This is a genomic window from Thermoactinomyces sp. CICC 10735 (assembly GCF_016055175.1).
Lineage (GTDB): Bacteria > Bacillota > Bacilli > Thermoactinomycetales > Thermoactinomycetaceae > Thermoactinomyces > Thermoactinomyces vulgaris.
On the sequence record NZ_JAECVT010000001.1, the window covers coordinates 462,083 to 488,045 of the forward strand.

The 25,963-nt window shown below is 49.5% G+C and carries 23 protein-coding genes; 10 read left to right on the forward strand and 13 right to left on the reverse strand.

Annotated features, from left to right (window positions below; all coding sequences use genetic code 11):
- Positions 1–21: 21 nt before the first annotated feature.
- The gene (gene nfsA, locus I8U23_RS02430) at positions 22–771 is read right to left on the reverse strand and encodes an oxygen-insensitive NADPH nitroreductase (protein ID WP_037996041.1); all 750 of its coding nucleotides are present in this window, start codon (positions 769–771) and stop codon (positions 22–24) included.
- Positions 772–1,059: 288 nt separating this feature from the next.
- On the opposite strand from nfsA, the gene deoD reads away from it, so the two are divergent.
- Positions 1,060–1,767, forward strand: coding sequence for a purine-nucleoside phosphorylase (deoD, locus tag I8U23_RS02435; protein ID WP_037996043.1), 708 nt, complete (start codon positions 1,060–1,062; stop codon positions 1,765–1,767).
- A 473-nt stretch (positions 1,768–2,240) separates the two neighbouring features.
- On the forward strand, positions 2,241–2,675 hold the full coding sequence (locus tag I8U23_RS02440) for a helix-turn-helix domain-containing protein (RefSeq protein ID WP_049720153.1): 435 nt from the start codon (positions 2,241–2,243) through the stop codon (positions 2,673–2,675).
- Positions 2,676–2,721: 46 nt separating this feature from the next.
- Here the strand turns inward: I8U23_RS02440 and I8U23_RS02445 are convergent, their stop codons facing one another.
- The gene (locus I8U23_RS02445) at positions 2,722–3,921 is read right to left on the reverse strand and encodes a choline dehydrogenase (protein WP_198050692.1); all 1,200 of its coding nucleotides are present in this window, start codon (positions 3,919–3,921) and stop codon (positions 2,722–2,724) included.
- 21 nt (positions 3,922–3,942) lie between these two features.
- Positions 3,943–5,412 (reverse strand): betaine-aldehyde dehydrogenase, encoded by a 1,470-nt coding sequence (gene betB / locus I8U23_RS02450; protein ID WP_049720155.1) that lies wholly within the window; start codon positions 5,410–5,412, stop codon positions 3,943–3,945.
- 203 nt (positions 5,413–5,615) lie between these two features.
- Here betB and cudC point away from each other — a divergent pair, with 203 nt between their 5' ends.
- Positions 5,616–6,155 carry a choline uptake/conversion transcriptional regulator CudC gene (gene cudC / locus I8U23_RS02455; RefSeq protein ID WP_037996046.1) on the forward strand — a complete coding sequence of 180 codons (540 nt, stop codon included), beginning with the start codon at positions 5,616–5,618 and terminating at the stop codon, positions 6,153–6,155.
- A 145-nt stretch (positions 6,156–6,300) separates the two neighbouring features.
- Positions 6,301–7,185: an alpha/beta fold hydrolase gene (locus tag I8U23_RS02460; RefSeq protein ID WP_198050693.1), complete on the forward strand. Its 885-nt coding sequence runs from the start codon at positions 6,301–6,303 to the stop codon at positions 7,183–7,185.
- Between the two features lie 48 nt (positions 7,186–7,233).
- Here the strand turns inward: I8U23_RS02460 and I8U23_RS02465 are convergent, their stop codons facing one another.
- Positions 7,234–7,860, reverse strand: a complete 627-nt coding sequence (locus I8U23_RS02465; protein WP_198050694.1) for a fumarylacetoacetate hydrolase family protein — start codon at positions 7,858–7,860, stop codon at positions 7,234–7,236.
- A 166-nt stretch (positions 7,861–8,026) separates the two neighbouring features.
- Between I8U23_RS02465 and I8U23_RS02470 the strand changes: the two genes are divergently transcribed.
- From I8U23_RS02470 to I8U23_RS02480, 3 genes are read left to right on the forward strand one after another with little or no spacing between them, the layout of a single operon-like run.
- Complete coding sequence (locus I8U23_RS02470; RefSeq protein WP_037996050.1) at positions 8,027–9,115, forward strand: class II aldolase/adducin family protein; 1,089 nt, start codon at positions 8,027–8,029, stop codon at positions 9,113–9,115.
- 14 nt (positions 9,116–9,129) lie between these two features.
- Positions 9,130–9,936 (forward strand): SDR family NAD(P)-dependent oxidoreductase, encoded by an 807-nt coding sequence (locus I8U23_RS02475; RefSeq protein ID WP_052186749.1) that lies wholly within the window; start codon positions 9,130–9,132, stop codon positions 9,934–9,936.
- Positions 9,937–9,950: 14 nt separating this feature from the next.
- Positions 9,951–10,826 carry a diacylglycerol/lipid kinase family protein gene (locus I8U23_RS02480; protein ID WP_037996051.1) on the forward strand — a complete coding sequence of 292 codons (876 nt, stop codon included), beginning with the start codon at positions 9,951–9,953 and terminating at the stop codon, positions 10,824–10,826.
- A 57-nt stretch (positions 10,827–10,883) separates the two neighbouring features.
- Here the strand turns inward: I8U23_RS02480 and I8U23_RS02485 are convergent, their stop codons facing one another.
- The 4 genes from I8U23_RS02485 to I8U23_RS02500 all read right to left on the reverse strand — a co-directional run bounded on the left by I8U23_RS02485 (position 10,884) and on the right by I8U23_RS02500 (position 15,848).
- Positions 10,884–11,678, reverse strand: coding sequence for an enoyl-CoA hydratase/isomerase family protein (locus I8U23_RS02485; protein WP_037996052.1), 795 nt, complete (start codon positions 11,676–11,678; stop codon positions 10,884–10,886).
- Positions 11,679–11,808: 130 nt separating this feature from the next.
- Positions 11,809–14,223, reverse strand: coding sequence for a heavy metal translocating P-type ATPase (locus I8U23_RS02490; protein WP_255517102.1), 2,415 nt, complete (start codon positions 14,221–14,223; stop codon positions 11,809–11,811).
- Positions 14,224–14,250: 27 nt separating this feature from the next.
- Positions 14,251–14,451, reverse strand: coding sequence for a copper ion binding protein (locus I8U23_RS02495; protein ID WP_198050695.1), 201 nt, complete (start codon positions 14,449–14,451; stop codon positions 14,251–14,253).
- Positions 14,452–14,669: 218 nt separating this feature from the next.
- Positions 14,670–15,848, reverse strand: coding sequence for a glycosyl hydrolase family 18 protein (locus I8U23_RS02500; RefSeq protein ID WP_037996055.1), 1,179 nt, complete (start codon positions 15,846–15,848; stop codon positions 14,670–14,672).
- Positions 15,849–16,178: 330 nt separating this feature from the next.
- On the opposite strand from I8U23_RS02500, the gene I8U23_RS02505 reads away from it, so the two are divergent.
- The 3 genes from I8U23_RS02505 to I8U23_RS02515 all read left to right on the forward strand — a co-directional run bounded on the left by I8U23_RS02505 (position 16,179) and on the right by I8U23_RS02515 (position 19,912).
- Positions 16,179–16,508 carry a hypothetical protein gene (locus I8U23_RS02505; RefSeq protein ID WP_037996056.1) on the forward strand — a complete coding sequence of 110 codons (330 nt, stop codon included), beginning with the start codon at positions 16,179–16,181 and terminating at the stop codon, positions 16,506–16,508.
- A gap of 323 nt (positions 16,509–16,831) precedes the next feature.
- Positions 16,832–18,352: an MDR family MFS transporter gene (locus I8U23_RS02510; RefSeq protein WP_198050696.1), complete on the forward strand. Its 1,521-nt coding sequence runs from the start codon at positions 16,832–16,834 to the stop codon at positions 18,350–18,352.
- Positions 18,353–18,526: 174 nt separating this feature from the next.
- Positions 18,527–19,912, forward strand: coding sequence for a UDP-N-acetylmuramoyl-tripeptide--D-alanyl-D-alanine ligase (locus tag I8U23_RS02515; RefSeq protein WP_049720161.1), 1,386 nt, complete (start codon positions 18,527–18,529; stop codon positions 19,910–19,912).
- 21 nt (positions 19,913–19,933) lie between these two features.
- Here I8U23_RS02515 and brnQ read toward each other — a convergent pair whose 3' ends face one another.
- The 5 genes from brnQ to I8U23_RS02540 all read right to left on the reverse strand — a co-directional run bounded on the left by brnQ (position 19,934) and on the right by I8U23_RS02540 (position 25,959).
- Positions 19,934–21,241: a branched-chain amino acid transport system II carrier protein gene (brnQ, locus tag I8U23_RS02520; RefSeq protein WP_198050697.1), complete on the reverse strand. Its 1,308-nt coding sequence runs from the start codon at positions 21,239–21,241 to the stop codon at positions 19,934–19,936.
- A 254-nt stretch (positions 21,242–21,495) separates the two neighbouring features.
- Positions 21,496–22,659 carry an iron-containing alcohol dehydrogenase gene (locus tag I8U23_RS02525; protein WP_037996061.1) on the reverse strand — a complete coding sequence of 388 codons (1,164 nt, stop codon included), beginning with the start codon at positions 22,657–22,659 and terminating at the stop codon, positions 21,496–21,498.
- Between the two features lie 74 nt (positions 22,660–22,733).
- Positions 22,734–23,603, reverse strand: a complete 870-nt coding sequence (locus I8U23_RS02530; RefSeq protein WP_062843053.1) for a DUF421 domain-containing protein — start codon at positions 23,601–23,603, stop codon at positions 22,734–22,736.
- Positions 23,604–23,726: 123 nt separating this feature from the next.
- Positions 23,727–25,088 (reverse strand): PTS transporter subunit EIIC, encoded by a 1,362-nt coding sequence (locus I8U23_RS02535; protein WP_049720164.1) that lies wholly within the window; start codon positions 25,086–25,088, stop codon positions 23,727–23,729.
- A gap of 19 nt (positions 25,089–25,107) precedes the next feature.
- Complete coding sequence (locus tag I8U23_RS02540; RefSeq protein ID WP_049720165.1) at positions 25,108–25,959, reverse strand: MurR/RpiR family transcriptional regulator; 852 nt, start codon at positions 25,957–25,959, stop codon at positions 25,108–25,110.
- Positions 25,960–25,963 lie beyond the last annotated feature (4 nt).

Below are 25,963 nucleotides of genomic sequence, written 5' to 3' on the forward strand. Positions count from 1 at the left end.
AAGCCATTTTGGTCTTCACCGTTATTGTTTGTTAAAGCCTTTTTTCTCCACGAATTCTTTCATGTACATTCTTCGCGGGTGGGAGAGCATTTGCGCCATTTGTCCCGTCCAGGTGTCCTCCCGTTTTCCGCCGGTGCGCTCGATATAGTAGGATTGGACCGTTTCGTTGTATTCTTTCAGTTGTTCTTTCAAGCGCTGTTCATCCTGCTCATATTCTTCTTCATGATAAACGTGTTCCAAGGGCAAACGGGGTTTTTTCGATGATTCGTGCAAAGGATAACCAATCGTCATGCCAAAAAGCGGCAAAACCCGCCGGGGGGTGTTGAGCAGCTTCGTCACCTCTTCCAGGTTGTTGCGAAGCCCTCCGATGTAACAAATGCCCAAGCCCATCGACTCCGCGGCGATGGCTGCGTTTTGGGCCGCCAGTGCCGCATCGACCACGGCCACCATGAATTTCTCGGTGCTTTCCAGACTGGTGGTCAAATCGGCCTCTTCCATCTCCGCGATTAAATCATGCCGGTGCAAATCCGCGCAGAAAATCAGCAAATGGCCGTTTTTCTCCACATAAGGTTGGTTTCCCGCCAACTCCGCCAGCTTTTTCTTTTTGGCCGGATCTTTAACGCCAATGATCGTGTATGCTTGGATATAACTGGACGTCGAAGCAGATTGGGCCGCTTCCACAATGGTCCGGATTTGTTCTTCCGTCAAAGGACGGTCTTCATATCGACGAATGGAGCGATGGTTCATTATCGTTTTGATCACTTCGTTCATCTGTACCCCTCCAAAAACTGCATCGCTAAAAAAAGGTTCATTCCCATATTATCATTTTATATCAACCGGCCGGATGCCATCCTTTGATTGAAAAAAGATTTCGTCTGGGGCACGGATCGCTTTTGTGGTTTTATTTTGTTTGCAAAGCAAACTTGTTTATATATTAAATCTGTATGCAATTCACAAGTCCTTTTTCTTTCAAATGCCTCTTTCTCCTGTTATAGTTATATTTAGATCGAGAATAAAGGAGGTGAACACCGGTCCGGAATTGACGGAAACGGTGTCAACATGAGTGTTCACATTGGAGCCAAACAAGGAGAGATTGCCGAAAAAATCCTTTTGCCCGGCGATCCCCTTCGTGCCAAATATATTGCGGAAACGTTCCTGGAAGATGTCACCTGTTACAACGAGGTTCGCGGCATGCTCGGCTTTACCGGTACATACAAAGGAACCCGCGTCTCGGTACAAGGAACCGGCATGGGGGTGCCTTCCATTTCCATTTATGTCAATGAGCTGATCCGGGAATACGGCGTCAAGCAATTGATCCGCGTCGGAACCTGCGGCGGAATACAAAAAGACATCCGGGTCCGTGATGTGATTATCGCCATGACATCCTGCACGGATTCCAACATGAACCGGCAAACTTTCCCTGGTTTTGATTTCGCCCCGTGCGCCGATTTTGAATTGCTCAAAAAAGCGTATGACACCGGGGTGGAAAGAGGGTTATCCGTTCGCGTCGGAAATATTTTGACGTCCGATGTCTTCTACCGGGACAACATGGATATGGTGAAAAAACTGGGAGAACACGGCGTTCTGGCCGTCGAGATGGAAACCACCGCCCTTTACACCCTGGCTGCCAAACACCAGGCGCAAGCCCTCTCGATTTTAACAGTCAGCGACCACATCTTCACCGGAGAGGAAACCACCGCCGAAGAACGGCAAACCACTTTTAACGACATGATCATCATGGCGTTGGAAACCGTGAGCAAAGAATAATATTTTCTGAAAAAACCGGACGCATTTGTCCGGTTTTTTCGTGGAAATCATTGACAAACACATGAGACGGACTCCAAGGGGTCATACAGCGCTCATCCCCCTTTTTCGACTCATTGGATGGATGTGAAAATAAACCACCCTTAAAACCAAAATAAGAAGGCCGTTTTTTCAGGTGATGTTTTGTTGTACCGAGTTTACAAAAGACCCCCTCCCATGCCCTGCGTAAATGAAAAAACGCCAAAACCATAGATAAATCAAGGGTTTTCGCGTTTTTTGCTTCTGATTTATACCGTTACAAAACCAAACTTTTGTAACCTTGGGTGTCCGGCAAGGGATTTACCGCCCTTTAAGCCCCTTTTTTTCATTCTGCACTTCAGGATCATGCCCTTTCCCTCTCCCACTCCCCAATCTGATCCCTTCTTCACGGTTTCAGCGGCCATCAGTTTTTATTTTCAAGCCCGGTTTCCCTTATAATGAAAGTGGAATATTCCCTGTTCAGAAAGGAAACGAATTCAACCATGCACAGCGAATTGGGGATTTTACTGAAAAAACTCCGCGGCAAAAGAACATTGCGTGATGTTTCGGAAAAAACCGGACTTTCCCACACCTACATCCGGGATTTGGAACTTGGCATCCGCCGCGCCACAGGCAAACCGATCAAACCTTCGGCCCATGTCTTGAAAAAATTGGCCGATGCATACCAATACCCCTTTGAAGATTTGATGCGGGCCAGCGGGTATGAAGACTTGTTACAGAAAAACACAAACGGGGACAGCAACCCATGCGACATCTGGCAAATCTTGTCCTCCGAAAACGAAACAGCTCTGTGGAAAGGGAGGGTGTTGGACGAACAGCAAAAAAAGGAGATTATCTCCGTCGTGGAATATGTCCTCTCCAGATCGATTTAAAAATAACAAACACCCCTGGTAACGAATCACCAGGGGTGTATTTGATTTATAAAACGGATTTTTCCAACCCGAACGCGCGACGGTAAATCCAGCGGTAAGCATCCAGATCCAAATCACGCGGGTTGCCGAAGGTTTGCGGGTCTTCCAGTGCCGCTTCGGCATAGCGGTCGATTTGTCCGGGATCTGCCCCTTGTTCTTGAAGAGACGGAATGTTTAAATCACGGACAAGACGATCCACTTCTTTCACCGCGGCCTTTGCCGCCTCCCCGGTGCTCATGCCCCGGATATCAACCCCCATCGCTTGGGCGATCCGGGCAAATTTCTGCGGAGCTCCCATCCAGTTATATTCCATCACGGCCGGAAGGATGGCCGAAACACATTGTCCATGCATGACCGGCACCATGCCTCCCAATGTTTGGGCCATCGCGTGGGCCGCTCCCGCTGAATCACTTCCATACGAAAGGCCCGCCAACATCGCCGCTTGGGCCATGTGATAACGCGCCTCGATGTCGTGACCGTTGGCATATGCCCGGCGAATGTATTTGGCCACATACTCAATGGCCATCAATGCCACTGCGTCCGTCAACGGTTGCGATTGATTCATGGTGTAACACTCGATGGCATGGGATAAGGCATCAATCCCGGTGGCCGCCGTAATCGTTTTGGGCATCGTCAGGTGCAGTTCCGGATCAATCACCGCAAGATGGGCAGGGATCAAAGGTCCTCCCACATTAAATTTAATTTGCCGTTCGGGGTCTTTGATCACGGCCCATTGCGTGACCTCACTTCCGGTGCCGGCCGTGGTCGGGATGGTCACCAGCGGCGGGATCCGTTTTTCCAGTGGCTTGCCCCGTTCCGAAGCTTCAAACCGGATCACCGGTTCTCCGTGAACGGCTTCCACTCCGATCGCTTTGGCGGTATCCATGGAACTTCCGCCGCCCACCGCAACCAATCCGTCACATTTTTGCTCCTGAAACGTTTTCGCTCCCAATGCGATTAAACAGGTGTCCGGTTCACCCGCGATTTCATGAAACACATGAACATCAATGCCGGTTTGTTTGAACCGTTCGGCAACTGGTTGGATCAGTCCATTCCGGTAAAGACCTTGGTCGGTGACGATCATCGCTTTCCGGATGCCCAACGCCTTCGCTTCCTCTCCCACGTGCTTTAAGACGCCGATGCCCGAAATCACTTTGGTGGGCATGACAAACTCTTTCTTCTCCAACATTTGTTCCGTTCGCAGCATGGTGCTTCCCTCCTGTCTTTTTTATCCGAACCAACGCATGGGGGCAGGTTGCAAATTTTTGTAAATATGCTTTTGTTCCGTATATTCTTCCAATCCCGTTTTCCCCAGTTCCCTTCCGATTCCCGACTGTTTATATCCACCCCAGGGCGCTTGCGGGAAGTACGGATGAAAATCATTGATCCAAACCGTTCCCATCCTTAATGCCCGGCTCACTCTTTCCGCCCGGTTCATATCGCCGGTCCACACCGCCCCGGCCAACCCGTAACGGGTGTCATTGGCCAAAGCCACCGCCTCTTCTTCCGTACGGAAAGTTTCCACCGTCAAAACCGGGCCGAAGACTTCATCCTGTACAATGCGCATGGAACTTGTGCAATGGTCAAACACCGTCGGTTCCACAAAAAAGCCGCCGGCCAGTTCCTTTGATGCAGGCCGTTTTCCGCCTGTTAACAAAACGGCTCCTTCCTTTTGCCCGATCCCGATATATTTCTCCACTTTGGCCCGGTGTTCGGCTGAAATGAGCGGTCCCATTTGTGTTTTTGGATCCAACCCGTTGCCCAACCGGATTTGCTTGGCTCTTTTCACCAGTTCCCCGACAAAGGCATCATGCCACGTTTCTTCGATCAGCAGCCGGGCCCCGGCCGAGCACACCTGTCCGGCATGGAAAAAGACCGCGTTCAGCGCATAATCCACCGCCGCCTCAAAGTCGCTGTCGGCAAAAACGATGTTCGGGTTTTTTCCTCCCAATTCCAAAGTGATTTTCTTCATATTGCTTGCGGCAGCTTGCATGATGGCTCTGCCGGTTTCGATTCCGCCGGTAAACGAAATCAGGTCCACGTCCGGCGATTCGGACAGTTCGGCCCCCACGGTTTCCCCCGGTCCGGTCACGATGTTTACCACACCTTCAGGAATGCCCGCCTTTTCGATCAATTCCGCCAACTTCAACGTGGTCAGCGGAGTCAGTTCACTCGGTTTCAACACCATCGTGCAACCGGCAGCCAAAGCCGGAGCCAGCTTCCAAGCCGCCTGCAGCAACGGATAATTCCAAGGGGTGATCATTCCGCAAACGCCGACCGGTTCACGAACCACTTTGCTTTCGGCATGCTTGGCCGGAGGAAACAGCATTTCTCCCCCGTCCTTATCCGCCAGCCCCGCGTAATACCGGAACACGTTGGCGATATCGTCCATATCTGCCTCACTTTCCGTCAGTGTCTTTCCGGTATTCAACGTTTCCAACCGGGCCAGTTCCGGTTTGTTCCTTTGTATCTCCTCCGCCAGCCGGAACAACTTCTCTCCCCGTTCAGCAGCCGGCGTATCCGGCCAGCTTCCTTTATCAAACGCCTGACGGGCGGCTTGGATGGCTCTTTTCGCATCTTCGCGCCCGCCTTCCGGCACTTCTCCGATCACTTCCTGGTTAAACGGATTGAAAATGGACCGCACTCCCCCCGTGACGGCTTCGGTCCACTTTCCGCCGATGAACATGCGCTTGAACATTTCCCCTCCCCCTTTAACCATCAATTTCCTTTTGTACATTTTTTTCTGTACAAACTGTATATAAATTACGTTAACATGAATTTTTTTCTTCCGCAACCATCCCTTTTGTTTGACAAAATCATTCCTTATGTTTAAGATGTGGGCACCTGCTTCGGATAATTGGATTAAACAAAAGGACACGCAAGCGATTGGAGGAATGTGCGATGGATCAATTGGAAGAGGCAAGAAGCGATTACATCGAATCATTGGCTGAAACGATGCGGATGTACGGACTCAGTCCCTCCATGGGCCGGCTGTTCGGCATCATGTTTTTCCATCAGGAACCGATGACACTGGATGAAATGCGCCAGCGCACCGGCATGAGCAAAACAAGCATGAGTACGGGGGTACGGGAATTATCCCGTTTAAAACTGGTGCAAAAAAAATGGATCAAAGGCGTCCGGAAAGATTTGTACCAGGCCGAACAAGACCAGTTCCGGTCTTTTATCGAGTTTTTCGTCCACCTGTGGGAAACAGAAATTGAGCTGAATGAGAAAGCGCTTCGTGCCAGTGAAGAAAAGCTGACAAAACTGCTTCATGATTCCGGGGTCAAAGATGAAGAGAAAAAACAAGCGGAACAAGACCTTGAAAAACTGTCCAATGCCAAACGGTATTATGCCTGGCTCCGCCAGTTGGCAAACACCTTTAAAAGCGGAGAAATCTTCGACTTTGTCCCCGTTCCCGGTGAATCGCCCCGAAAATGAAATGGTTCCAATCTTCCAAGGAACCATGCCGCAAAAAATGATTGAATAATCTGATTTTTTATCTCTCTCCCCTTCCCTGATTTGTTTCAGTAAGATAAAATTTAATATAGATAAGTATTAACAATCCACAGAAGGGGGAGAGACGATGTCTGCCTTCCGATTTATTTTCAGAATATTCATTATTTCAGCGTTAGCGTTGGCTCCTTGTCTCTTTGGGATCTCATCCGCCCATGCCCAAACGGATGAAGACATCCTGCGCGAAGCCGCTTTGTCACCTCCCGGCGCCAATCTTCCCGATTGCAAGCCGAGCGAGGAACATCCTTATCCGGTCATCCTGGTGCCGGGCACTTTTGAAAGCATGGCATTTAACTGGAGCAAACTGTCACCCCTTTTGGCGAAGAAAGGTTATTGCGTGTATGCTTTAAACTACGGCATCACCCATCTCGGCTTCAGTACCGGACCGATTGAAAAATCTGCTGAAGAATTGAAAGCGTTTGTCGATCAGGTGTTGGAGCAAACCGGCGCGGAGAAAGTTTCCATTGTCGGGCACAGCCAGGGAGGCATGATGCCGCGCTACTACATCAAATACCTTGGCGGTGCGGAAAAAGTCGAAGACCTGATTGGACTGGCTCCATCCAACCACGGGACCATCGGGGTTCTCGGCATTGAACCCATTATGATTCTTCCGGGTCTTTTGGGATGCACGGCATGCGATCAACAAAAAGCCGGCTCTGACTTCCTGAATGATTTAAACGCCGGCAATGAAACCCCGGGAGATGTTTCGTACACCGTGATCAGCACCAAATACGATGAAATTGTCGTTCCCTACACCTCCGCCTTTTTGGATGGCCCCGAAGAACAGGTGTCCAATATTACGATTCAGGATCAAGTGCCGGCCGATCTGGCGGCTCACCTCGGCATCGCCTTTGATTCCCATGCGTATGAATTCGTTTATGATGCCTTGGAGCATGACGGCCCCGCCAACTTTGCACGGGCTGAACAAAAGTGGCTGCAAAAAAACGGAAACTGACTTGTTTTCACGTTGAAAAAACCGCCTTGGAGCAAGGCGGTTTCCTTTTTATTTCAACCGGATTTGGCATTCTCCCCATGGTTCGTTTTCCCAATCCAGCCTGAAATGATCGTTATTCTCCACCTTCCCCACACCAGCCGGCGTACCGGTAAAAATAATGTCGCCTTCGCCCAGCCCAAAGTGTGCCGCGCAGTAATCCACCAATTGTTGCGGGGAAAAAACCATGTCATCAATGGTTCCCTTTTGCACTCTTTCTTGATTTTTAAACAGCGAAAACGATTTCGATGCGCATGCTATAAGCCCCGGGAACGGTTTCAAATCCGTTAACACCGCTGCATTAGGAAACCCTTTCGCTGGAAGCCAGGGATGCCCTTTTTTCTTTAACCCACTCTGTACATCCCGCAATGTAAAATCGATGCCGAGCCCCATGTGGCTCACCACTTCATCCACGGGTGTCCCTGACGCAACCGGGCGGGAAATCCTTAAAACCCACTCCGCTTCATAATGCACTTCCCCTTTGGTTCCCGGAAGCGAAAGAACCCTTCCGTCCGCTTTGGCCAGTGAATGGGTCGGCTTTAAAAAAACCAACGGGGCCTCCGGCACTTCATTGCCCAACTCTTTCGCGTGCAACCGGTAGTTTCTGCCGATGCAATAAATATTTCGGATGGTATGCATAAACAATCCTCCCCAGTAAGGAATCCTCGAAATTTAACATACCATTTTTTCCGGTCCTGCGGTTCAACTTTCTGAATCAATCCCCGGAAAGACCCGGCGCCAAGATGTATATTTTTCCAAATCCTTCGGGAAACTAGGTCTTGTATCAAAGGAGGGTTTTAGCACAATGATTCACTTCGCATTGTTTGGAGATTATGAAAGAACACCGGATTTAAAACGCTTTGCCGAAGGCATCCAACAAGAGATGGAAAAACACGGTTTTCAACGGGTGCCGACCGATTTTCCGCAACTTCAACTGGTGTTGAATTTCGTGGATCCAAACCGTCCGAAACCTTTTCGCCGCAAAGGAAACGGAACGTTTGTCGTGTCCATCACCGAGGTTGATGAGCCCGTGTCCAATATCCTGAAAACCGGTTATCCGATCTTGATCCGTTCACTGGGAAACCTGATGATTTTCATTGATCGTTCCCGTCCCGTGTCGTCCACGCATTTCATCACCCTGGAACAGGGATGTTATGCCGTCTCCCGTCCCGAAGAGGATGACCAATATTTCCAAGAAGTTTTCGAACGCTTGCGTCCTTTGGCCACTTCCCGTCTGGTCATCAACAATATTTTTCACCCCGATCTTCCCGAAGACCTGTGGGAAGGGGATGAAACCAGCGAAAGCATCTCCCGTGCGGGCAAAAAACTGGATGAAATGAATCTGCTTCCCGCGCCGTTTCCGATCCAGGAATTATTGCCTCCCAGAGAATTCCGCCATATCAAGCGTTTATACGGCATCGGCGGGCTCAGTTACGGCAACTTGAGTGCCCGGCGGGACAAAAATGAATTCTGGATGAGCGCCAGCGGCGTCAACAAAGGAAACCTGAGCCGGATCGGAAAGGATATTTTGCTGGTGAAAGGGTATGATGAAGACCAGTCGGCCATGGAATTGAGCGTTCCTTCCAATATCAAGCCCAACCGCGTTTCGGTCGATGCCATCGAGCATTGGATGATTTATAACGAGCACCCTGAAGTCGGAGCCATTGTGCATATTCACGCCTGGATGGAAGGAGTCCCTTCCACGGAAATCAATTATCCATGCGGAACCGTACAGCTGGCCGAAGCGGTTGCCGGCTTGATCCGGGAAGCAGAAGATCCTTCCCGGGCCGTGATCGGGTTGAAAAACCACGGCTTGACCATTACCGGAAGAGACATTGACGATATTTTTGAACGGATTGAAGGCAAAATCATTCCGCAGGTTCCGATGAGTTAAAAGGAGGAAATGGAATGAAAAACCCCGTTGTTCTGGTGACCGGCGCAACCAGCGGAATCGGAGAAGCCATTGCCCGAAAGTTGCCGGACCAGGGATATGTCCCGATTCTGCTCGGAAGGAGATCCTCCCGTCTAAAAGAAATCCATCGCGAACTCAACCGGGGATCTTATTATTCCTGTGACATCACTAAAGAAGCGGAAGTCAAACAGGTCGTGGAGGAAATCATCCAAACTTACGGCCGCATTGACGTGTTGATCAATAACGCCGGCTATGGGTGTTTTGGCGGATTTTTGGATGTTTCGCCGGATGACTACCGGGGGATGATGGAAACCAATTATTTGGGCGCCGTCCGCATGGTTCGTCACGTCTTGCCGCACATGCTGCGCGCCGGCCACGGACGAATCATCAACATCGCTTCTCTGGCCGGATTGACCGGCATTCCAAACCTCGCCGGATATTGTGCAAGCAAATTTGCCTTGATCGGCTTTTCCGAAGCTCTGAAATTGGAGTACGCACCGGTGATTCAGGTGGGGGTTCTTTGCCCTGGACCGGTCATGACGCCTTTTTTCAGGGGAGAAGATCCCCGCCGCCATTTTCCTCCCCTGATCGCCGGCCAAATGTTGGAGGCTGAGGAAGTCGCCCGTTGTGCCTTAAAAATAATGAAGCGCCCCAAAACCGTGGTGATTCCCGGAAAGTTAAAATGGGCGCTTCAATTGCGCAAATGGTTTCCCTCCCTTTATTTTTGGGCCACCCGGCGGATTTACCGCAAACTGGACCAAAACCCGCACAAAAGACCATCTCATTCCATATCTGAATTTTAAGGGGGAGTGCCACCATGTATTTTTTCGTGGTCAACCAACTGGCCGGCAATGGACGGGGGAAAACAGTATGGTCTTATATCCATCGCAGATTAAATGAACTGGGGGTGGAGTACCAGGCAGTCTTCACACAAGAAGCGGGAGATGCCACCCGGATTGTCAATGACATCAAACAACATCACCCGGTCAAAGCCGTTGTCGCCGTCGGTGGGGACGGCACCGTAAATGAAGTGGGAAGCGGGCTCATCGGGACCCATATCCCCATGGGTTATATCCCGGCAGGAACCGGAAATGATTTTGCCTTGGGGCATCAGATCCCCCTGGATCCGGAATTTGCATTAAAACGAATTTTGCGGCACCAAACCTACCAGGTGGACACCGCCAAAATGAACAACCGTTGCCTGATCAGCTTCGGCGGCGCGGGATTTGATGCCAAAGTGGCCAATGCGGTTCGCCTGAAAAGATGGGAAAAGCAGTGGTTCGGGCGCTTGACTTACGGCCTGGAGGCTTTGAAAGTCTTCCGTTCGTACACCCCGCAGCCCGTCACCCTGACCGTGGATGGTGTGCGCTATGATTACGAACATGTCTGGCTGATTGCGGTATCAAACATCCCGAACTTTGCCGGCGGAATCAAAATATGCCCCCAAGCGGAAAAAAATGATGGCCTGCTGGATCTCTGTTGCATTCAAAACCTCAGCTCCTTTGAGTTTCTCCGCCTGTTCCCGACGGCTTATTCCGGCAAGCACACCCGGCACAAATCCGTGATTTTTCACCGCGGCAAAGAATTCACCATCACGCCGCAAGGCTCTTGTCTGGCCCATGTGGATGGCGAAATTCTGGATGAAACCCCCATCACGGTCAAAGTGGTGCCAAAGTCTTTAACCGTTCTTTAGATGGTAAACACAAAAAGCCGATTTATCAACAAAACCGGCTTTTGTTTGAAAAGGATGCTATTCTCCGCGATAATTCGGTTTTCTTTTTTCGGCGAAAGCTTGTATGCCTTCCAGGAAGTCTTTGGTTTTCCCCGCTTGTTCCTGAACCACGGCTTCATATTCCAGCGCTTCTTCGATCGTCGTTTCCATCCCGCGGTAAATCGCTTTTTTCGTTAATCCGATGGCCACCGTGGGGCCTTGCGCCAACTGCTTGGCCAGTGCCATCGCCTCATCCAGCAATTTGTCTTCCTCCGCCAATTGGTTGGCCAACCCGATCCGGACGGCTTCTTCCGCTTCCACATCCCGTCCGGTCATCGCGATCTCCAATGCCCTTCCCAGCCCGACCAACCGGGGCAAAAAGTAGCTGGAACCGCTGTCGGGTGCCAATCCAATCCTGACAAATGCTTCGACAAAACAGGTACGGGGAGTGATCACACGCAGGTCGCAAGCCAGCGCCAAACTGCAACCGGCCCCGGCCGCCACGCCATTTACCGCGGCAATAACGGGTTTTTTCAGATCCATGATGGCTTGAATCAAAGGATTATAACGGGAACGCACACTCTCGCCCAGTGAAATTTCATCCCCCTTGGTGACAATGGCCGACTGGTCATTCAAATCTTGTCCCGAGCAAAACGCTTTTCCTTCCCCGGTCAAAACCACGGCCCGTACTTTCGGATCTTCGTTTACCTTTTGCAAAGTTGCTGTCAATTCTTCGGCCAATTGTCGGTTGATGGCATTATACACTTGGGGACGGTTCAGCCGGATCAGGCCGACGCCGTCTTGTATGGTCAGGACAACGGTTTTTTCTTCCATTTAAACCCCTCCAAACAGCTGCATTATTATTTTTTGTTAATAGAATCTATTTCAATCATAATATAAAAAATGAAAATTCACCAAATTAATTCATAAAAAAACAGCCCATCTTTCCGATGGACTGGACAACTTATGACAAAGATTTGACCCGTTGCAACCGGAGGGCATTCAACACCACGGAGACCGAACTGAAAGCCATCGCCGCCCCTGCAAGCCAGGGAGCCAGAAATCCGGCCGCGGCGACGGGAATTCCCAAGCTGTTGTACGCCAAAGCCCAGAACAGATTTTGTTTGATATTGGCCATGGTTTTCCGGCTCATCCAAAGCGCATCGGCCACCTGCTCAAGATTCCCGCGCATCAAGGTGACATCTGCGGTTTCCATCGCGACATCGGTTCCGTTTCCCATTGCAATGCCCAGATCGGCCGCCGCGAGAGCCGGCGCATCATTGATTCCGTCCCCGACCATCGCCACTTTTTCCCCTTGTCTCTGCCACTGATAAACCACTTCGGCCTTTCCTTCCGGCAACACTTCGGCCGAAACATCCTCAATGCCGACCTGTTTGGCGATGGCACGGGCCGTCCGTTCATTATCTCCCGTGATCATCCCCACTTTTAGCCCCATTTGTTTCAACTTTTGGATCGCTGTGCGGGAAGTTTCTTTCACCGTGTCGGCAACGGCCAAAATCCCGGCGCATTTTTGGTCTATTGCGATGATCACGGCTGTTTTCCCTTGTTTTTCGAGCCGGACCAATTCCTCCTCAATTGAATCCGTTTGAATTCCGTTTTGTGCCATCAACCGGCGGGTTCCCAGCAAAACTTCCTGTCCGTCCAGCACGGCTTTGACCCCGCGGCCGGGTAATGCTTCAAAGGAGTCGGGATCTTGCAATGTCACTCCTTCTTTCGCAATCCCGTTCACAATGGCCTGCGCCAACGGGTGCTCGGAATTTTTTTCCGCCGAACCGGCCCGGCGCAAAACGTTTTCCCTGTCTTCCGGATGAAAGATGATGATATCGGTCAATTCGGGTTTCCCGTGGGTGATCGTTCCGGTTTTATCAAACAAAACCATCGTGATTTGCTGCGCCTTTTCCAAATGTTCGCCGCCTTTAAACAAAATGCCCCATTCCGCAGCCCGGCCGGAACCGGCCATAATCGAAACGGGCGTGGCCAGCCCCAAGGCACAAGGACAGGCTATCACCAACACGGCCATCGCTTTCTCCAAGGCGCCCTGAAATTGACCCGGCTCCAAACCGAAAAACCAAAGCATAAACGTAAGCACGCTGATCCCCAACACAACGGGAACAAAAATCCCCGAAATCCGGTCTGCAATCCGTTGGATCGGCGCCTTGGAGCCTTGCGCTTCCTGAACCACCCGTATAATCTGTGCCAGCGCCGTCTCTTCCCCGACTTTGGTCGCCTTAAAGAGGAGCCGGCCTTGCCGGTTGATGGTGGCGCCGATCACCGGGTCGCCCGCCTGTTTTTCCACCAGGATGCTTTCACCGGTCAACATGGATTCATCGACGGACGAACGTCCCTTGACCACCTCTCCGTCCACCGGGATCTGCTCGCCCGGCTTCACAAGAATCAGATCCCCCGGCTTGACTTCTTCCACCGGGACGGCTACCTCCTTGCCGTCTTTCAAGACCAATGCTTTTTTGGCTTTCAACCGCATCAACTTGGATATGGCATCCGAGGCTTTTCCTTTGGCCCGGGATTCCAGCAATTTGCCAAGCAAAATGAGTGTGATTAAAACGGCGCTGGTTTCAAAGTACAATCCCTGCTCATGAATGCGGGAAGCCGGTTGAGTCAACATCACATACAAACTGTAAAAATAGGCCGCCGAGGTGCCGAGTGCCACCAGCACATCCATATTGGCGCTGCGGTTGCGCAGCGCCTTCCATGCTCCGCGGTAAAACGGAGCCCCGATCACAAATTGCACCGGTGTGGCCAAAATCCATTGGACCCAAGGGTTCATGAGAACAGACGGAACCGGGATCCAATGAAAGAAAGAAAAATGGGCGGCCATGGTCCACAGAAGCGGGATGGAAAATGCCAACGCTGCATAAAACCGGACTCTTTTTTTCTTCCATTCTTCCTCTTTCCGCTTCCCTGACTCCGCACTTTTCGGCTTTGCCCCGAATCCCAACCGTTCCACCCGTTGCACCACGTCGGATACGGCCAAGGTCCCCGGGTAATAAGCGACCCGCGCCGATTCAGTTGCCAGGTTGACGGAAGCATTGGCAACTTCCGGGATCCGGTTCAACACTTTTTCAATCCGGCTGGCACAGGCGGCACAGGTCATCCCGGTAATCTCCATATCCACTTCTTCTTTGGGAACGCGGTAGCCGAGATCTTGAATGATCTTCTCCATCTCCGGCAACCGGACTTGCTTCGGGTCATAAACGATATGGGCTTCTTCCATGCCCAAGTGAACACGGACCGAATCGACACCGTTTAACTTTGAAAGACGTTTTTCGATCCGGTTGGCACAAGCCGCACAAGACATCCCTTCCACCGGCAACCGAATCGAGCTGAGTTCACTGGACAACGAAAACGCCTCCTGCTGTGATGCAATTTATGAAAGGACATCAAACCCTTGATCTTCAATGGTTTGTTTGATTTTGTCCAAATCGGCCGTCTGTTCATCAAAATCCACATCGACCATTCCTTTGGACAAATTAACTTTGGCTGCAACCCCGATTTGTTTTAATGCTTCCTCGATCGATTTGACGCAATGCTCACAGGACATTCCGGCAACGCGAATTTGTTCCTTCATTTTATCTTTTCCTCCTGCTGTAACGAAGTTTTTTTACATCTTCTTACATCTTTATTATAGGATACCCCCCCACCGTATGCAACCGGTAGCTCCATTTTCTCCATTTTGTCAGATCTGATTCTTGTCAAGGAACCATCCCTTTGACAAATTTTCAAACTCCCGGGAAGCAACAAGCAGCCCGGATTTCCCATCCAGGCTGCTTTCACGGAGCGTTCACATCAGTATTTGTTGATCTTGAAATTTTGGCGCAGAAGCTTCCAGTTCTCCGGGAAATCTTCACCCAACACCCAATAGCTGACACCCCGGAGACCGTATTCTTTAATCAGATTATACTTCGCCTGCATGCTTTGTTCATTTTCATACCAAATCACATGCTTTTTCCCTTGTTCATCCCGGTAGTAAAAGTAAGGAGCTTCATCCCGGTTGTTATACTCCACCTTCAACCCTCGTTTTTTGGCAAATGTTTCGGCTTCATGCGGAGCAATCCGTTTCGCCGGGGGGCCTCCTTTTTTATAGGGGAGCGTCCAGTCATAACCGTAGAGCGGTGCTCCCATCACAATTTTTTCCGGGGGAATTTTTTGGACAGCATAATCCACCACTTTCCGAACCTGGGGAAGTGGAGCCACAGCCATCGGAGGTCCTCCGGTCCATCCCCACTCATACGTCATTAAGATCACAAAGTCGGCAATCTTCCCGTGAAACGCATAATCATGCGCCCCATGCCAAGCTCCGGCCTGTTCGTCACTGCTTTTGGGAGCCAAGGCAGTCGATACCACATATCCGTGTTTTTTCATCCGGGGTATAAAGGTTTCCAAAAAACCGTGGTACAGCTCACGATCTTTTTCGTAAATGTGTTCAAAATCGATGTTGATCGCCTTGTACCCTTTTTCCTTCATCACCTGTTCGACTTGATTCATCAACCGGTTGAGGGATTGCCGGTTTGTAAAAATTTGATGAGCCAAATCGGGTTGGAAATTTCCGTCAGCAAAATTGGTCAGCACCAGCATCGGAACGGCCTTGTTTTGAATGGCCCGAAGCGGTTTTTCATCCTTCAGGGGGATTAAACTCCCATCCGGTCGAACCTGGTAGCTGAAAAAGGCTACGTAGGTTAAATCGCGGACCGCTTCCAATGCATCCTCCACCGCCTGATCCGGGGAAGTGGCTTCCAAAAAGCCAATACTTTCGATGCGTTTGGTTTTTCCTTTCAGATTCAGCTCATTTTCTCCTCTTTCATCCGGCAAGACCCTTCCCCGGCTTGAAATGGGCTCATTCCCGGGCTGACCGTTTTGGTCCACCACTTGCCGGGGAGTGGCATCATGCTCCGGACTTCCTTGGTTTTTGGCACATCCCGTCAACGCAATCAGTGCAGAAAACATCACAATAAAAATTTTTTTCATTTGAATCACCCTGTCTATAATATCCCTCCGTTTTCTTTTCTCATGCATTCTTTCGCCTTCATAAAAACATTCTCCGACATGATGTCATTGTCATCATGAATGAACATCCGATGCCACCGGCGCCGGCCGATGAAGAGATTTTTTTGAAAGCGGACCCTGCCAAAAATATTAAAGAGAAAACATCTCAAAAATAAATTTAAAAACACCAAATATCTCGCCGGGTAAAGAACACGGTTTTTTTAAAAAATTTGGTTAAAATCGGTTGTATAATAGTGACGAAAGCGATAGAATTTTGAATGAAGATTTCTGATTCAAGAAGGGAGATGGACCGTGAATTCACAATGGAAAGCAAAAATCCAATCCATTGCGGATAAAGAAGAAAAGATTTTGCAAAAATTATTAAATTATGCTCCTCAACCCCATCTGACTGAAGTGATGGACAACTGCTCTCTTTGTTACAAAAAAACACACCGTTTACATATACGCATCGTTGAAGATCCCGAGGGGCTTTTTGAAGACGGGGTCAAAGTCTGCAAAAAATGCGCGGAAAAGTGCGGGTTATCGGAATTGCTCAACGAAAAATCCGCATCCTACCACGGTCTGACTGAAGCGATTTTGCGAATCCGCGGAGAAATCAGCTTAAAAAATTTATCAGATTAGCAGGATTTTAAATATACATCGCAAATAAAGTAATAGAAAAAGATCAAGTGAGGTGAAAATATGCGGTCCCACAAACTTTGTTGCGGCGAGCCCCCGGCTGTGTAAATACATAATTTAGAATTGTCATAATTATTATAAAAAGGTTACCATCTGTTAAAAATAGTTGGTAACCTTTTTATTTTTAATAAAACCAATCTGTCCGACGCAAAACCTTTGTTTTTGACAGAAATTTTCATCATTATTTCGTATGTTAAATATTACTTATATTAAATAACCGGTTGGGATTATAATGTTGTTGTGATCCACAACAAAGGAGGAACATCATGGACCCAAAAAAAAGCAACTTTCAACTTGTCGTCGCATCTTTATTGCTGGCGATCTTCATGTCGGCCATGGACAATACCATTGTTGCGACAGCCATGGGGACGATCGTCGGGGAATTGGGGGGATTGGACCAATTCGTTTGGGTCACCTCCGCCTACATGGTCACATATATGGCCGGAATGCCCATCTTCGGAAAACTGTCGGACATGTACGGGCGAAAACGTTTCTTTACCTTCGGTCTTACCATCTTCTTGATCGGTTCGGCACTTTGCGGAACCGCACAAAGCATTGTCCAGTTAAGCATTTACCGGGCCATCCAGGGAATCGGCGGCGGAGCCTTGATGCCCATTGCCTTTACCATTGTTTTTGACATCTTTCCACCGGAACAAAGAGGGAAAATGACCGGATTGCTCGGGGCGGTTTTTGGTTCATCCAGTGTCGCCGGTCCCCTGCTCGGTGCTTATATTACCGATTACATCAGCTGGCATTGGATTTTTTATGTCAATTTACCCATCGGGATCATTTCCCTTGTTCTGATTCTCACGGCTTACAAAGAGTCGAATAAGCATGAAAAACAAGCAATCGACTGGTGGGGAGCCGTCACCCTGGTGACTGCCGTCGTCAGCCTCATGTTTGCCCTCGAACTGGGAGGCAAAGAGTATGCTTGGAATTCACTTCCCATCATCAGTTTATTTGTCATCTTTGCGGTCTTTTTTCTTGCGTTCTTGTACGTTGAAACCAAAGCAAAAGAACCGATTATTTCCTTCTGGATGTTTAAGCGCCGGTTATTTGCCGCCAGCCAAATCGCCGTTTTCTTATATGGCGCCACTTTTGTCGTGTTGACCGTATATATCCCGATCTTTGTGCAAGCGGTGTACGGCGGGTCCGCCACCAATGCGGGACTGATCCTGACTCCGATGATGCTCGGGTCGGTCGTCGGAAGCGCGATCGGCGGCATCTTCCAAACCAAGACCAGTTATCGTAATCTGATGATCCTCTCGATCATTGCTTATGCCGCCGGAATGACCTTGCTCAGTACCATGACGCCCGAAACGGCACGTTGGCTGGTCACCATCTACATGGTCATCGCCGGATTTGGGGTCGGATTTTCTTTTTCGTTGTTGCCCATTGCATCAGTGCACAACATGGATGCCAAACACCGCGGTTCGGCAAATTCAACCAATTCATTCTTCCGCTCTCTTGGCATGACCATCGGGATCACCTTATTCGGCTCCCTGCAAAACCGCTTTTTTACCGATCAATTGGATTTTGGCGGGATGCAGGGAGGACACGGGCCATCCTTTGACCTCAACGACCCGCAAGGGCTCTTTGAGCCTGGTGCCCGCGCCGCGATTCCCGATTTCATTCTGGATAAAATCGTGGACGCCATGTCTTCATCGATCACCCATATCTTTGCCCTGGCTTTGATCCCCATCGTGCTGGCAGCCATAGCCATTCTGTTCATGGGCGACACCCGGGTGAAGATGAGCAAAAAGCCTGTCGTCTCCACCAATGAATAACTTATCTTCAAAAAGCAGTGCCATGAAAAGGCGCTGCTTTTTTTGTCCTCAAAATATGCGGCAAAAATGACCGGTTTCTTTTTATGGGCTTTCATCCAAGCCGGTTTATTGCCTCCTGAATAGGATAATCACACATGGATCCATGAGATCGTCTCGCCATGGGAGGATATATACATGAAAGCAATCCAATTAAACAAACTGGCCCAAATCATGGGCGGAAGATTGACTGCAGGTTCCCCGTCAAAAATCGTCCAGTCCCTCAATTTTGGAAATCCAAAACAATTGAAACCGCACCAAGTGTACTTTTACACCCGCAAAATCCGGTGGCACGAAAAGCAACTGCCGGCCATTCAACGGATCCGCCCGCTCGCCGTCGTGCTCCCCGCTCACCTTTTTGCCCGGGGAATCCCGCCGGGCACTTCGATCATCCGGGTGAAAGATGCTTATCAGGCTTTTTTTAAAGCCGGTCTTTGGAACTGGAAACAATGCCCGGCCAGAGTGATCGGCATCACGGGAAGTGCGGGCAAAACGACCACGACCGAAATGGTGGCTTCCATTTTGAAATATCGTGCACCGATGGTGAAAACCCACCGCAACCTGAACACTTTTTCTTTTTTGCCAACATATCTGACCCGGTTAACCGGCAAAGAAAAATTGCTCCTCTTGGAAATGGGAATGAAATCGCTCAATAACATCCGCAAACAATGCCAAATCGTCCGGCCCGAGATCGGTGCCGTCACCAATGTCGGAGAAGCGCATGCGGGCAGCTTGGGCGGACTTCATCTCATCGTAAAAGCCAAACAGGAAATGGTGGATGGTGTCCGCAAAAACGGAACCTTGATCTTAAATGCGGACGACCCGCGGTCAAGAAAACTGAAAACCAACCGATTCCAGGGAAAAATCCTTACCTTCGGCATCCGCAATCCGGCCCACATCCGGGGGAAAAACATCCGTTACACCCGAAACGGGATGGTCTTTGACGCCGTGCTTCAGGGACGCCAGTTCCCCGTCCGGATCCCTGTCTTCGGCACACACAATGTTTATAACGCCCTGACCGCCATCGGGGTTGCCTGGGCTTATGGAGCCACGATTCCGGAAATTCAAAAAGGGCTCGCCACCTTTAAAGCGCCGAAAATGCGCTTGGAATTCATTCGCACAAAATCCGGGCGCATCCTGATCAATGATGCTTGGAACGCCAATCCCACAGCACTGAAAGCCGGATTGGACGTCCTGAAAAATGTCAGCGGATCCCGCCCCAAGATTGCCGTATTAGGCGACATGCTGGAGCTCGGGGAATATTCGCATCAAGCTCACATGCAATCAGGGAAATATGCGGCGCGCTTGGGGTTGACGCAACTCATCACCTTGGGCAAACGCGGGGCAATCATTGCCCAATCTGCCATCGCCAATGGAATGAGCCGCAAAAGGGTACTGATTTGTAAAGATTTCCGGCAAGCATTGCACCACTTGGCAAAAACCCCGAAAAATGCAGTCATCTATTTTAAAGCCTCCCGTTCCCTCCATTTCGAAAAGCTCGTCAAGCAATTAAAAAGGCTGTAACGGCAAAAAGCCGCCCTTTCCTTACGTAAGGGCAGCTTTTTTTTCGGATGCTTTTCCAATGACATATCCCAGCAAGCTTCCGATCACAGCCGGCACCAGCCAGCCGATTCCCTGGTCATAAAGCGGAAAAACCACAAGCCATGAAAAATCGAATCCGAATGTACCGGTAAGCGTATCCAAAACACTGATAATTAAGGCGCCTGCAATTCCTCCGGCATACACCGCACGATAACCATGAAAGAATGAGTGCAGGAAAGACAATAAGATCAAGACGATCACCGCCGGATAAATCATGCTGAGAACCGGCACGGAAATCGCAATCAACTGGGTTAATCCGACATTGGCAACAAAGGCACTGAATACGGTTACAACCAACAACCATTTTTTATAGGACAGTTTCGGGAAAACCCGGTTTAAAAATTGCGCACAGGATGTCGAAAGCCCGACCGAAGTCGTCAAACAAGCGAGCAAAACAACGACCCCCAGGAGGACGGAACCGTATGGGCCAAAAAGTTCAAAAGCAATCGCCGTTAAAATTTCACCACCGTTATCCATCATTCCCAACTGCTGGCTGGTGGCTCCCATATAAGCCAGTGAAAAATACACAAAAGCCAGACAAGTAACCGCTATCAAACCGGCTTTCAATGTCGTGGCGGCCACCTTCTTCCGGTCACGGATTCCGTCATCGCGAATGGCTGCCACCACCATTCCCCCAAACACCAATGCACTCAGCGCATCCAAGGTTAAATAGCCGTCAAGAAACCCCTGGAAAAAAGGAAATTGCGCATAAACATCCGTCGGGGTTCCCAAATCTCCAACCGGGTGAAACAAGCTTTGGAGAAAGAGCACGACAATCAATGTCAACAAGACCGGGGTCAGGATCTTTCCGACACGATCAATGACTTTGGAAGGGTTCAAACTGATCAACAATGTAATCAGAAAATAAATAATTGTAAAAACAGGCAAAGCCCATACCGCTTCCCGGATGGCATCCGGCAGGAAAGACAAGCCCATTTCAAAAGAAACCGTTCCGGTCCGGGGAATTCCAAAGAAAGGACCAATGGACAAATATACAACCAAACTTAAAATCAGGCCAAAAACCGGATGGACGCGGCTTCCGATCGCTTGCAGACCGCCGTCAGACAAACCGACTGCGATCACGGCCAACAATGGAAGGCCGATTCCTGTGACCGCAAAACCAAGCATCGCCGTGAAGAACTGGTCTCCAGCCCCTTGTCCCAACAACGGCGGAAAAATTAAATTTCCGGCGCCAAAAAATAATGAAAACAACATCAAACCGATTGTGAGTAATTTGGTGTTCTTAAGCATTGAAGATGTCTCCTTTTTGTTCTGTTGCAACCATTGCCGTATTTTGAAATGCACAGGCAAACTTTTTTTCTTCTGTGCATTTTCAGTATATTTATTATTTATAGATTATAATTTAACAGTACAATGCATTATAAAAACTTTTATTCCCAGCTGTCAACAAACCATTTTTTAGCAAAACTTAAAATCACACTCCCTGTGCTAAAGCGCTTACAAAACATGCTTTGACAAAGGCCGGTTTTGTCCGGCCTTTGCCCTTATAATGACATTTTATAAATCTCATAAACATCTTCTTTGGTTAATTTTTTCATCCGCCCCAACGAACCGTGAGCCACCGCTTTTTCTGCCATCAGTTCCAGTTTGGAATCATCGATTCCGTAATCAGCCAGACGGCTGGGGGCTCCGATGGAACTCCAGAATTCCCGCAGCCGGTCAATTCCTTCTTCAGCGATTTCACGGTCCGATTTTCCTTCGGGATCCACACCGAACACACGAATCGCCAATTGCTTCATTTTGGCTTCGGTCACATCCAGATTATACCGGATCCAGTTGGGGAATAAAATTGCCAAACCTCCGCCATGCGGGATATCATAAACGGCGGAAACAGCATGCTCGATTCCATGCGTTCCCCAATCGCCTCGCATCCCCTGGTTTACGACTCCGTTTAATGCCATCATTCCACAAAACATGATCGTCTCTCTGGCTTCATAATTTTCCAGGTCCTCAAGCAGCTTGGGTGCCGTCTCGATAACCGTTGACAGCAATCCTTCCACCATTCGTTCGTTGTAAGGAACGTTGGGGGCAGGACTGAAATAATGTTCCAGCGCATGGGACATCATGTCCACAATTCCGTAAACGGTTTGATCTTTGGGAACCGTAAAGGTATGAACCGGATCGAGAACCGAAAACTTCGGAAAGACCAACGGATGTCCCCAGCCGAGCTTTTCCTGGGTTTCCCAATTGGTGATCACCGAACCGCTGTTCATTTCCGAACCGGTCGCCGACAAGGTCAAAACCGTTCCAAACGGCAGGGCATCTTTGGGAACGGCTTTTTTGGTGATGATGTCCCACACATCCCCGTCAAATTTGGCTCCAGCAGAAATGGCTTTGGTGGCGTCAATCACACTGCCGCCACCGGCCGCCAATAAAAAGTCCACCTTTTCTTTCTTGCACAATTCCACGCCTTTATGTACCGTGGACAGGCGCGGATTGGGTTCTACCCCGGACAATTCCAGGACTTCTGCCCCGATCTCTTGCAAATATTTCATGATCTGATCATAGATCCCGTTTCTTTTAATGCTTCCGCCCCCGTAAACCAACAATACTTTTTTGCCGTAACGGGGGATTTGTTCTTTGATCGCTGACAAAGTGCCTTTGCCAAAGAACACTTGGGTTGGGTTATAAAATGTAAATTGTTCCAATGGTTTGCACCTCTTTTTTTATAAATGGGCCTGTAAAAATAATAATAGAAATCCAACAGAAAATGCAATGATTCTCATGATGGCGATAAGAAACGGGACTGGATGTCTTTGGTGATCTCCTTGAGATTGCGGGCGGTGTTCAGGTACATTTGTTTCTCATCCGGATCCCCGGCCAATTGTCCCGACTTTTTTAACTCGGCTTCACATTTTTCCAATGCCTGTATGAGGTTTGCCCGCCAGTGGGGCCGGGGACGGGAAGAAGACCGGTCTTGATAAAGGTCGGTCCACAATTTTCCGGACGAATCCACCTGGGCCAAAAACACATCTTCCAATTTCAACCCTTGTTTTTCCAGTTCTTTCAATAACCATTTTTCGTTTTTCCCGATGCTCGACAACACTTCTTTTTCAATCCGGCCGTCGATAACGACCATTTCGGGTTTCCGTTCATGATCCACAGGAAGATGAAGCATGTTGGCCGTAAGCGGTTGATGCTCTTTTTTCAGCATCACATTGACCGATCCGTCCGGCTCAATGATGGCAAACTCCACTTCCGACAAGTTGAAAATATTTTTCGCCCGCAATTTGCTCATCAATTCAATCGCCGTCATCCGCTCTTTCTTTAAATTTTCCTCCAACACCTTTCCCTGTTTGATCAACACCGTTTCCGTCCCGACAATCCACTTTCTTATTTTTTGGCTTTTGATCCCCAAATATTCGATGCCGAGTGCCATGATCAACCACACCAACAGGGAAAGCGCCCCCAAATACCATGAGTTCGGTTCCGATTCCAACGGAATATATGCCGCGATGCTTCCCAAGGTGATACCCGTGATGTATTCAAACAGGGAAAGTTGGGAAACTTGTCTTTTTCCGATCAATCTCGTAAGCACCAAAAGGACCACAACCGTAAAAAAAGTTTTGACCACAACCAAATACCAGCTCATTTGAAATCTTCCTCCGCAAATTCTTGATTGTCCTGTTTAGTATCCGAAAGGAAGATGCAATCTATACAGCAACCGATGGCAAGAAAAAATACAGCCCGCTTCGGAGCTGTATTTTTGACGGGATCATTCAAATCCGCCGGCCATTTCATCGCGGAAACCAAACCAATAGGTGAACAAAAACCCTGCCGCATAAGATAATACCAATCCGGTTATATACAAAAGGATTTGGCCGGGCAGCACCAAAAAGGTGAGCGGCAGGCCGGAAACCCCGATGGCAATGGTGGCCACTTTAAACACGGCTTGAAAAGCTCCGCCCACGCCTGCTCCCAGACATGCTGTCAAAAAGGGCCTTCCCAAAGGCAAGGTCACCCCGAAAATAAGCGGTTCCCCGATGCCGAGCAAGCCGGCCGGAAGAGCCCCGCCAATTGCCCTTTTCAACCTTTTCTTCTTTGTTTTCACATAGATGGCAAAGGCCGCCCCGACTTGCCCCGCGCCTCCCATGGCCAGAATGGGGAGCAACGGGTCGTTGCCGATGGATTGGATCAGTTCCAGATGAACCGGTGTCAAGCCTTGGTGTAAACCGGTAACCACCAACGGGAGGAAGGTGGCTCCCAACACAAATCCGGCAATCACTCCGCCGGTATCCAAGATGGCCAGCAAGCCTTTGGTAATTCCGTCGGAAATCATACCGCCAATCGGCATAAAGACCACATAGGTGATGATTCCGGTAATCAGCAAGGCCAGTGTCGGTGTAACAATGATATCCAGCGCTTGCGGGACGAGGCGGCGGATCCGTTGTTCCAAAAAAGCGATAAAAATGGCCGCAAACATGACACCGATCAGACCGCCGCGCCCCGGCACCAATTCTTCTCCGAACAAACTGATGTTTGCAATTTCGGGGTTGATCACCAAAATGCCGGCTAACGCGCCCAAAGCCGGGGAACCTCCGAACTCTTTGGCGGCATTTAACCCGACCAAAATCCCCAGGAATGAAAACAGGCCGGATCCCATCACGGTCAAGACGGTTGCGATCATGGAAGTTTCCGCAATCCAACCGGCCTGCACCACACTTTTCGTAACCCCCGTAATGAGCCCTGAAGCCACCAGAGCCGGAATCAAGGGGATGAAAATGTTGGCGATTCTTCTTAAAAACAGCTTAAACGGCGTTTTGTTTTTCTCCTTGATTTCTTCCCTTTTTTGCTTCGCTTGTTCGTTTAAATCCCATTCGCCCGTGTTTTTCATTAATATTTTGAATTCCTCGTATACCTTGGCCACTTTGCCGGGCCCCAATATAATTTGCAGCGTTTCTTCCTCCACCACACCGATGACGCCTTCGATTTCCTTCAATGCCTCTTTATTGACAAGGCTTTCATTTTTGGGTTTGACGCGAAGCCGCGTCATGCAGTGGGTGTAAGAAGCGATATTGGAGGCTCCCCCCAAATGCTGCAAAATCTCTTGCGCAAGCACGCTGTTGTCTTTTCCCATCCCAATTCTCCTTCCTGGGTTAAATTTCCTTCAGCCGCCGGGTGGCTTTCCGGGTTTTATCCAACAAACGAACCGTTTGATCATACTCTTTTCCGGCCATCGCCAAAAACAAAATATCAATCACATGAAGTTGCGCAATCCGGGAGGAAGTCGCCCCGCTGCGAAAAACGGCTTCACCGGAAGGAGCGATATGCAAGCGGATTTCTGAAAGATCGGCCACAGTGGACGAACCATATTTGGTCAAGCTGATGGTTTTGACTCCATACTCTTTGGCCAAGCGCAAAATCCTCACAACTTCCGGGGTCTCCCCCGAATATGAAATGGCAAAAACCACATCCTCGGGCCGGGCATTGGCAATTTGGGTGGCAACCAGATGCAAGTCGGAGAAAGCAGTCACCCCTTTGTTGATTCGAAGCCACTTTTGCCTGGCATCCAAAGCGATGATGTGGGAAGCCCCCACTCCGAAAAAGTGGACTTGGTTTGCCTTTAATAAAGCATCCACCGCTCTTTCCAACTCTTTCAAGTCAAGAACCTCGGCCGTGTCGCGCAAACTTTGCACACTGTTACTGGTCATCTTTTGCAAAATCAACCCGGCCGGCTCTTCGGGCCTGATATCCCGGTAGCCGCTCTCTTCGGGCTTGGCCAGATCGCCGGCGATTCGCATTTTTAAATCTTGAAATCCGTTTAATTGCAGGGACTTGCATAAACGGACCACCGTCGCTCCGCTTGTGCCCGTCCGTTTCCCCAATCCGGCCGCTGTCTCGTGAACCGCTTCCTGTGGATGAGCCAAAATATATTCGGCGATTTTCCGCTCGGCAACCGTCAATTGATCCAACATCAAACGCAAACGATGAAGTCCTCCTGCAGACACCCTC

Excerpts from the sequence above, each read along its gene's own strand:
- nfsA (WP_037996041.1), bottom strand. The coding sequence starts at position 771 with ATGAACGAAGTGATCAAAACGATAATGAACCATCGCTCCATTCGTCGA.
- deoD (WP_037996043.1), top strand. The coding sequence starts at position 1,060 with ATGAGTGTTCACATTGGAGCCAAACAAGGAGAGATTGCCGAAAAAATC.
- I8U23_RS02440 (WP_049720153.1), top strand. The coding sequence starts at position 2,241 with ATGAAAGTGGAATATTCCCTGTTCAGAAAGGAAACGAATTCAACCATG.
- I8U23_RS02445 (WP_198050692.1), bottom strand. The coding sequence starts at position 3,921 with ATGCTGCGAACGGAACAAATGTTGGAGAAGAAAGAGTTTGTCATGCCC.
- betB (WP_049720155.1), bottom strand. The coding sequence starts at position 5,412 with ATGTTCAAGCGCATGTTCATCGGCGGAAAGTGGACCGAAGCCGTCACG.
- cudC (WP_037996046.1), top strand. The coding sequence starts at position 5,616 with ATGGATCAATTGGAAGAGGCAAGAAGCGATTACATCGAATCATTGGCT.
- I8U23_RS02460 (WP_198050693.1), top strand. The coding sequence starts at position 6,301 with ATGTCTGCCTTCCGATTTATTTTCAGAATATTCATTATTTCAGCGTTA.
- I8U23_RS02465 (WP_198050694.1), bottom strand. The coding sequence starts at position 7,860 with ATGCATACCATCCGAAATATTTATTGCATCGGCAGAAACTACCGGTTG.
- I8U23_RS02470 (WP_037996050.1), top strand. The coding sequence starts at position 8,027 with ATGATTCACTTCGCATTGTTTGGAGATTATGAAAGAACACCGGATTTA.
- I8U23_RS02475 (WP_052186749.1), top strand. The coding sequence starts at position 9,130 with ATGAAAAACCCCGTTGTTCTGGTGACCGGCGCAACCAGCGGAATCGGA.
- I8U23_RS02480 (WP_037996051.1), top strand. The coding sequence starts at position 9,951 with ATGTATTTTTTCGTGGTCAACCAACTGGCCGGCAATGGACGGGGGAAA.
- I8U23_RS02485 (WP_037996052.1), bottom strand. The coding sequence starts at position 11,678 with ATGGAAGAAAAAACCGTTGTCCTGACCATACAAGACGGCGTCGGCCTG.
- I8U23_RS02495 (WP_198050695.1), bottom strand. The coding sequence starts at position 14,451 with ATGAAGGAACAAATTCGCGTTGCCGGAATGTCCTGTGAGCATTGCGTC.
- I8U23_RS02500 (WP_037996055.1), bottom strand. The coding sequence starts at position 15,848 with ATGAAAAAAATTTTTATTGTGATGTTTTCTGCACTGATTGCGTTGACG.
- I8U23_RS02510 (WP_198050696.1), top strand. The coding sequence starts at position 16,832 with ATGGACCCAAAAAAAAGCAACTTTCAACTTGTCGTCGCATCTTTATTG.
- I8U23_RS02515 (WP_049720161.1), top strand. The coding sequence starts at position 18,527 with ATGAAAGCAATCCAATTAAACAAACTGGCCCAAATCATGGGCGGAAGA.
- brnQ (WP_198050697.1), bottom strand. The coding sequence starts at position 21,241 with ATGCTTAAGAACACCAAATTACTCACAATCGGTTTGATGTTGTTTTCA.
- I8U23_RS02530 (WP_062843053.1), bottom strand. The coding sequence starts at position 23,603 with ATGAGCTGGTATTTGGTTGTGGTCAAAACTTTTTTTACGGTTGTGGTC.
- I8U23_RS02535 (WP_049720164.1), bottom strand. The coding sequence starts at position 25,088 with ATGGGAAAAGACAACAGCGTGCTTGCGCAAGAGATTTTGCAGCATTTG.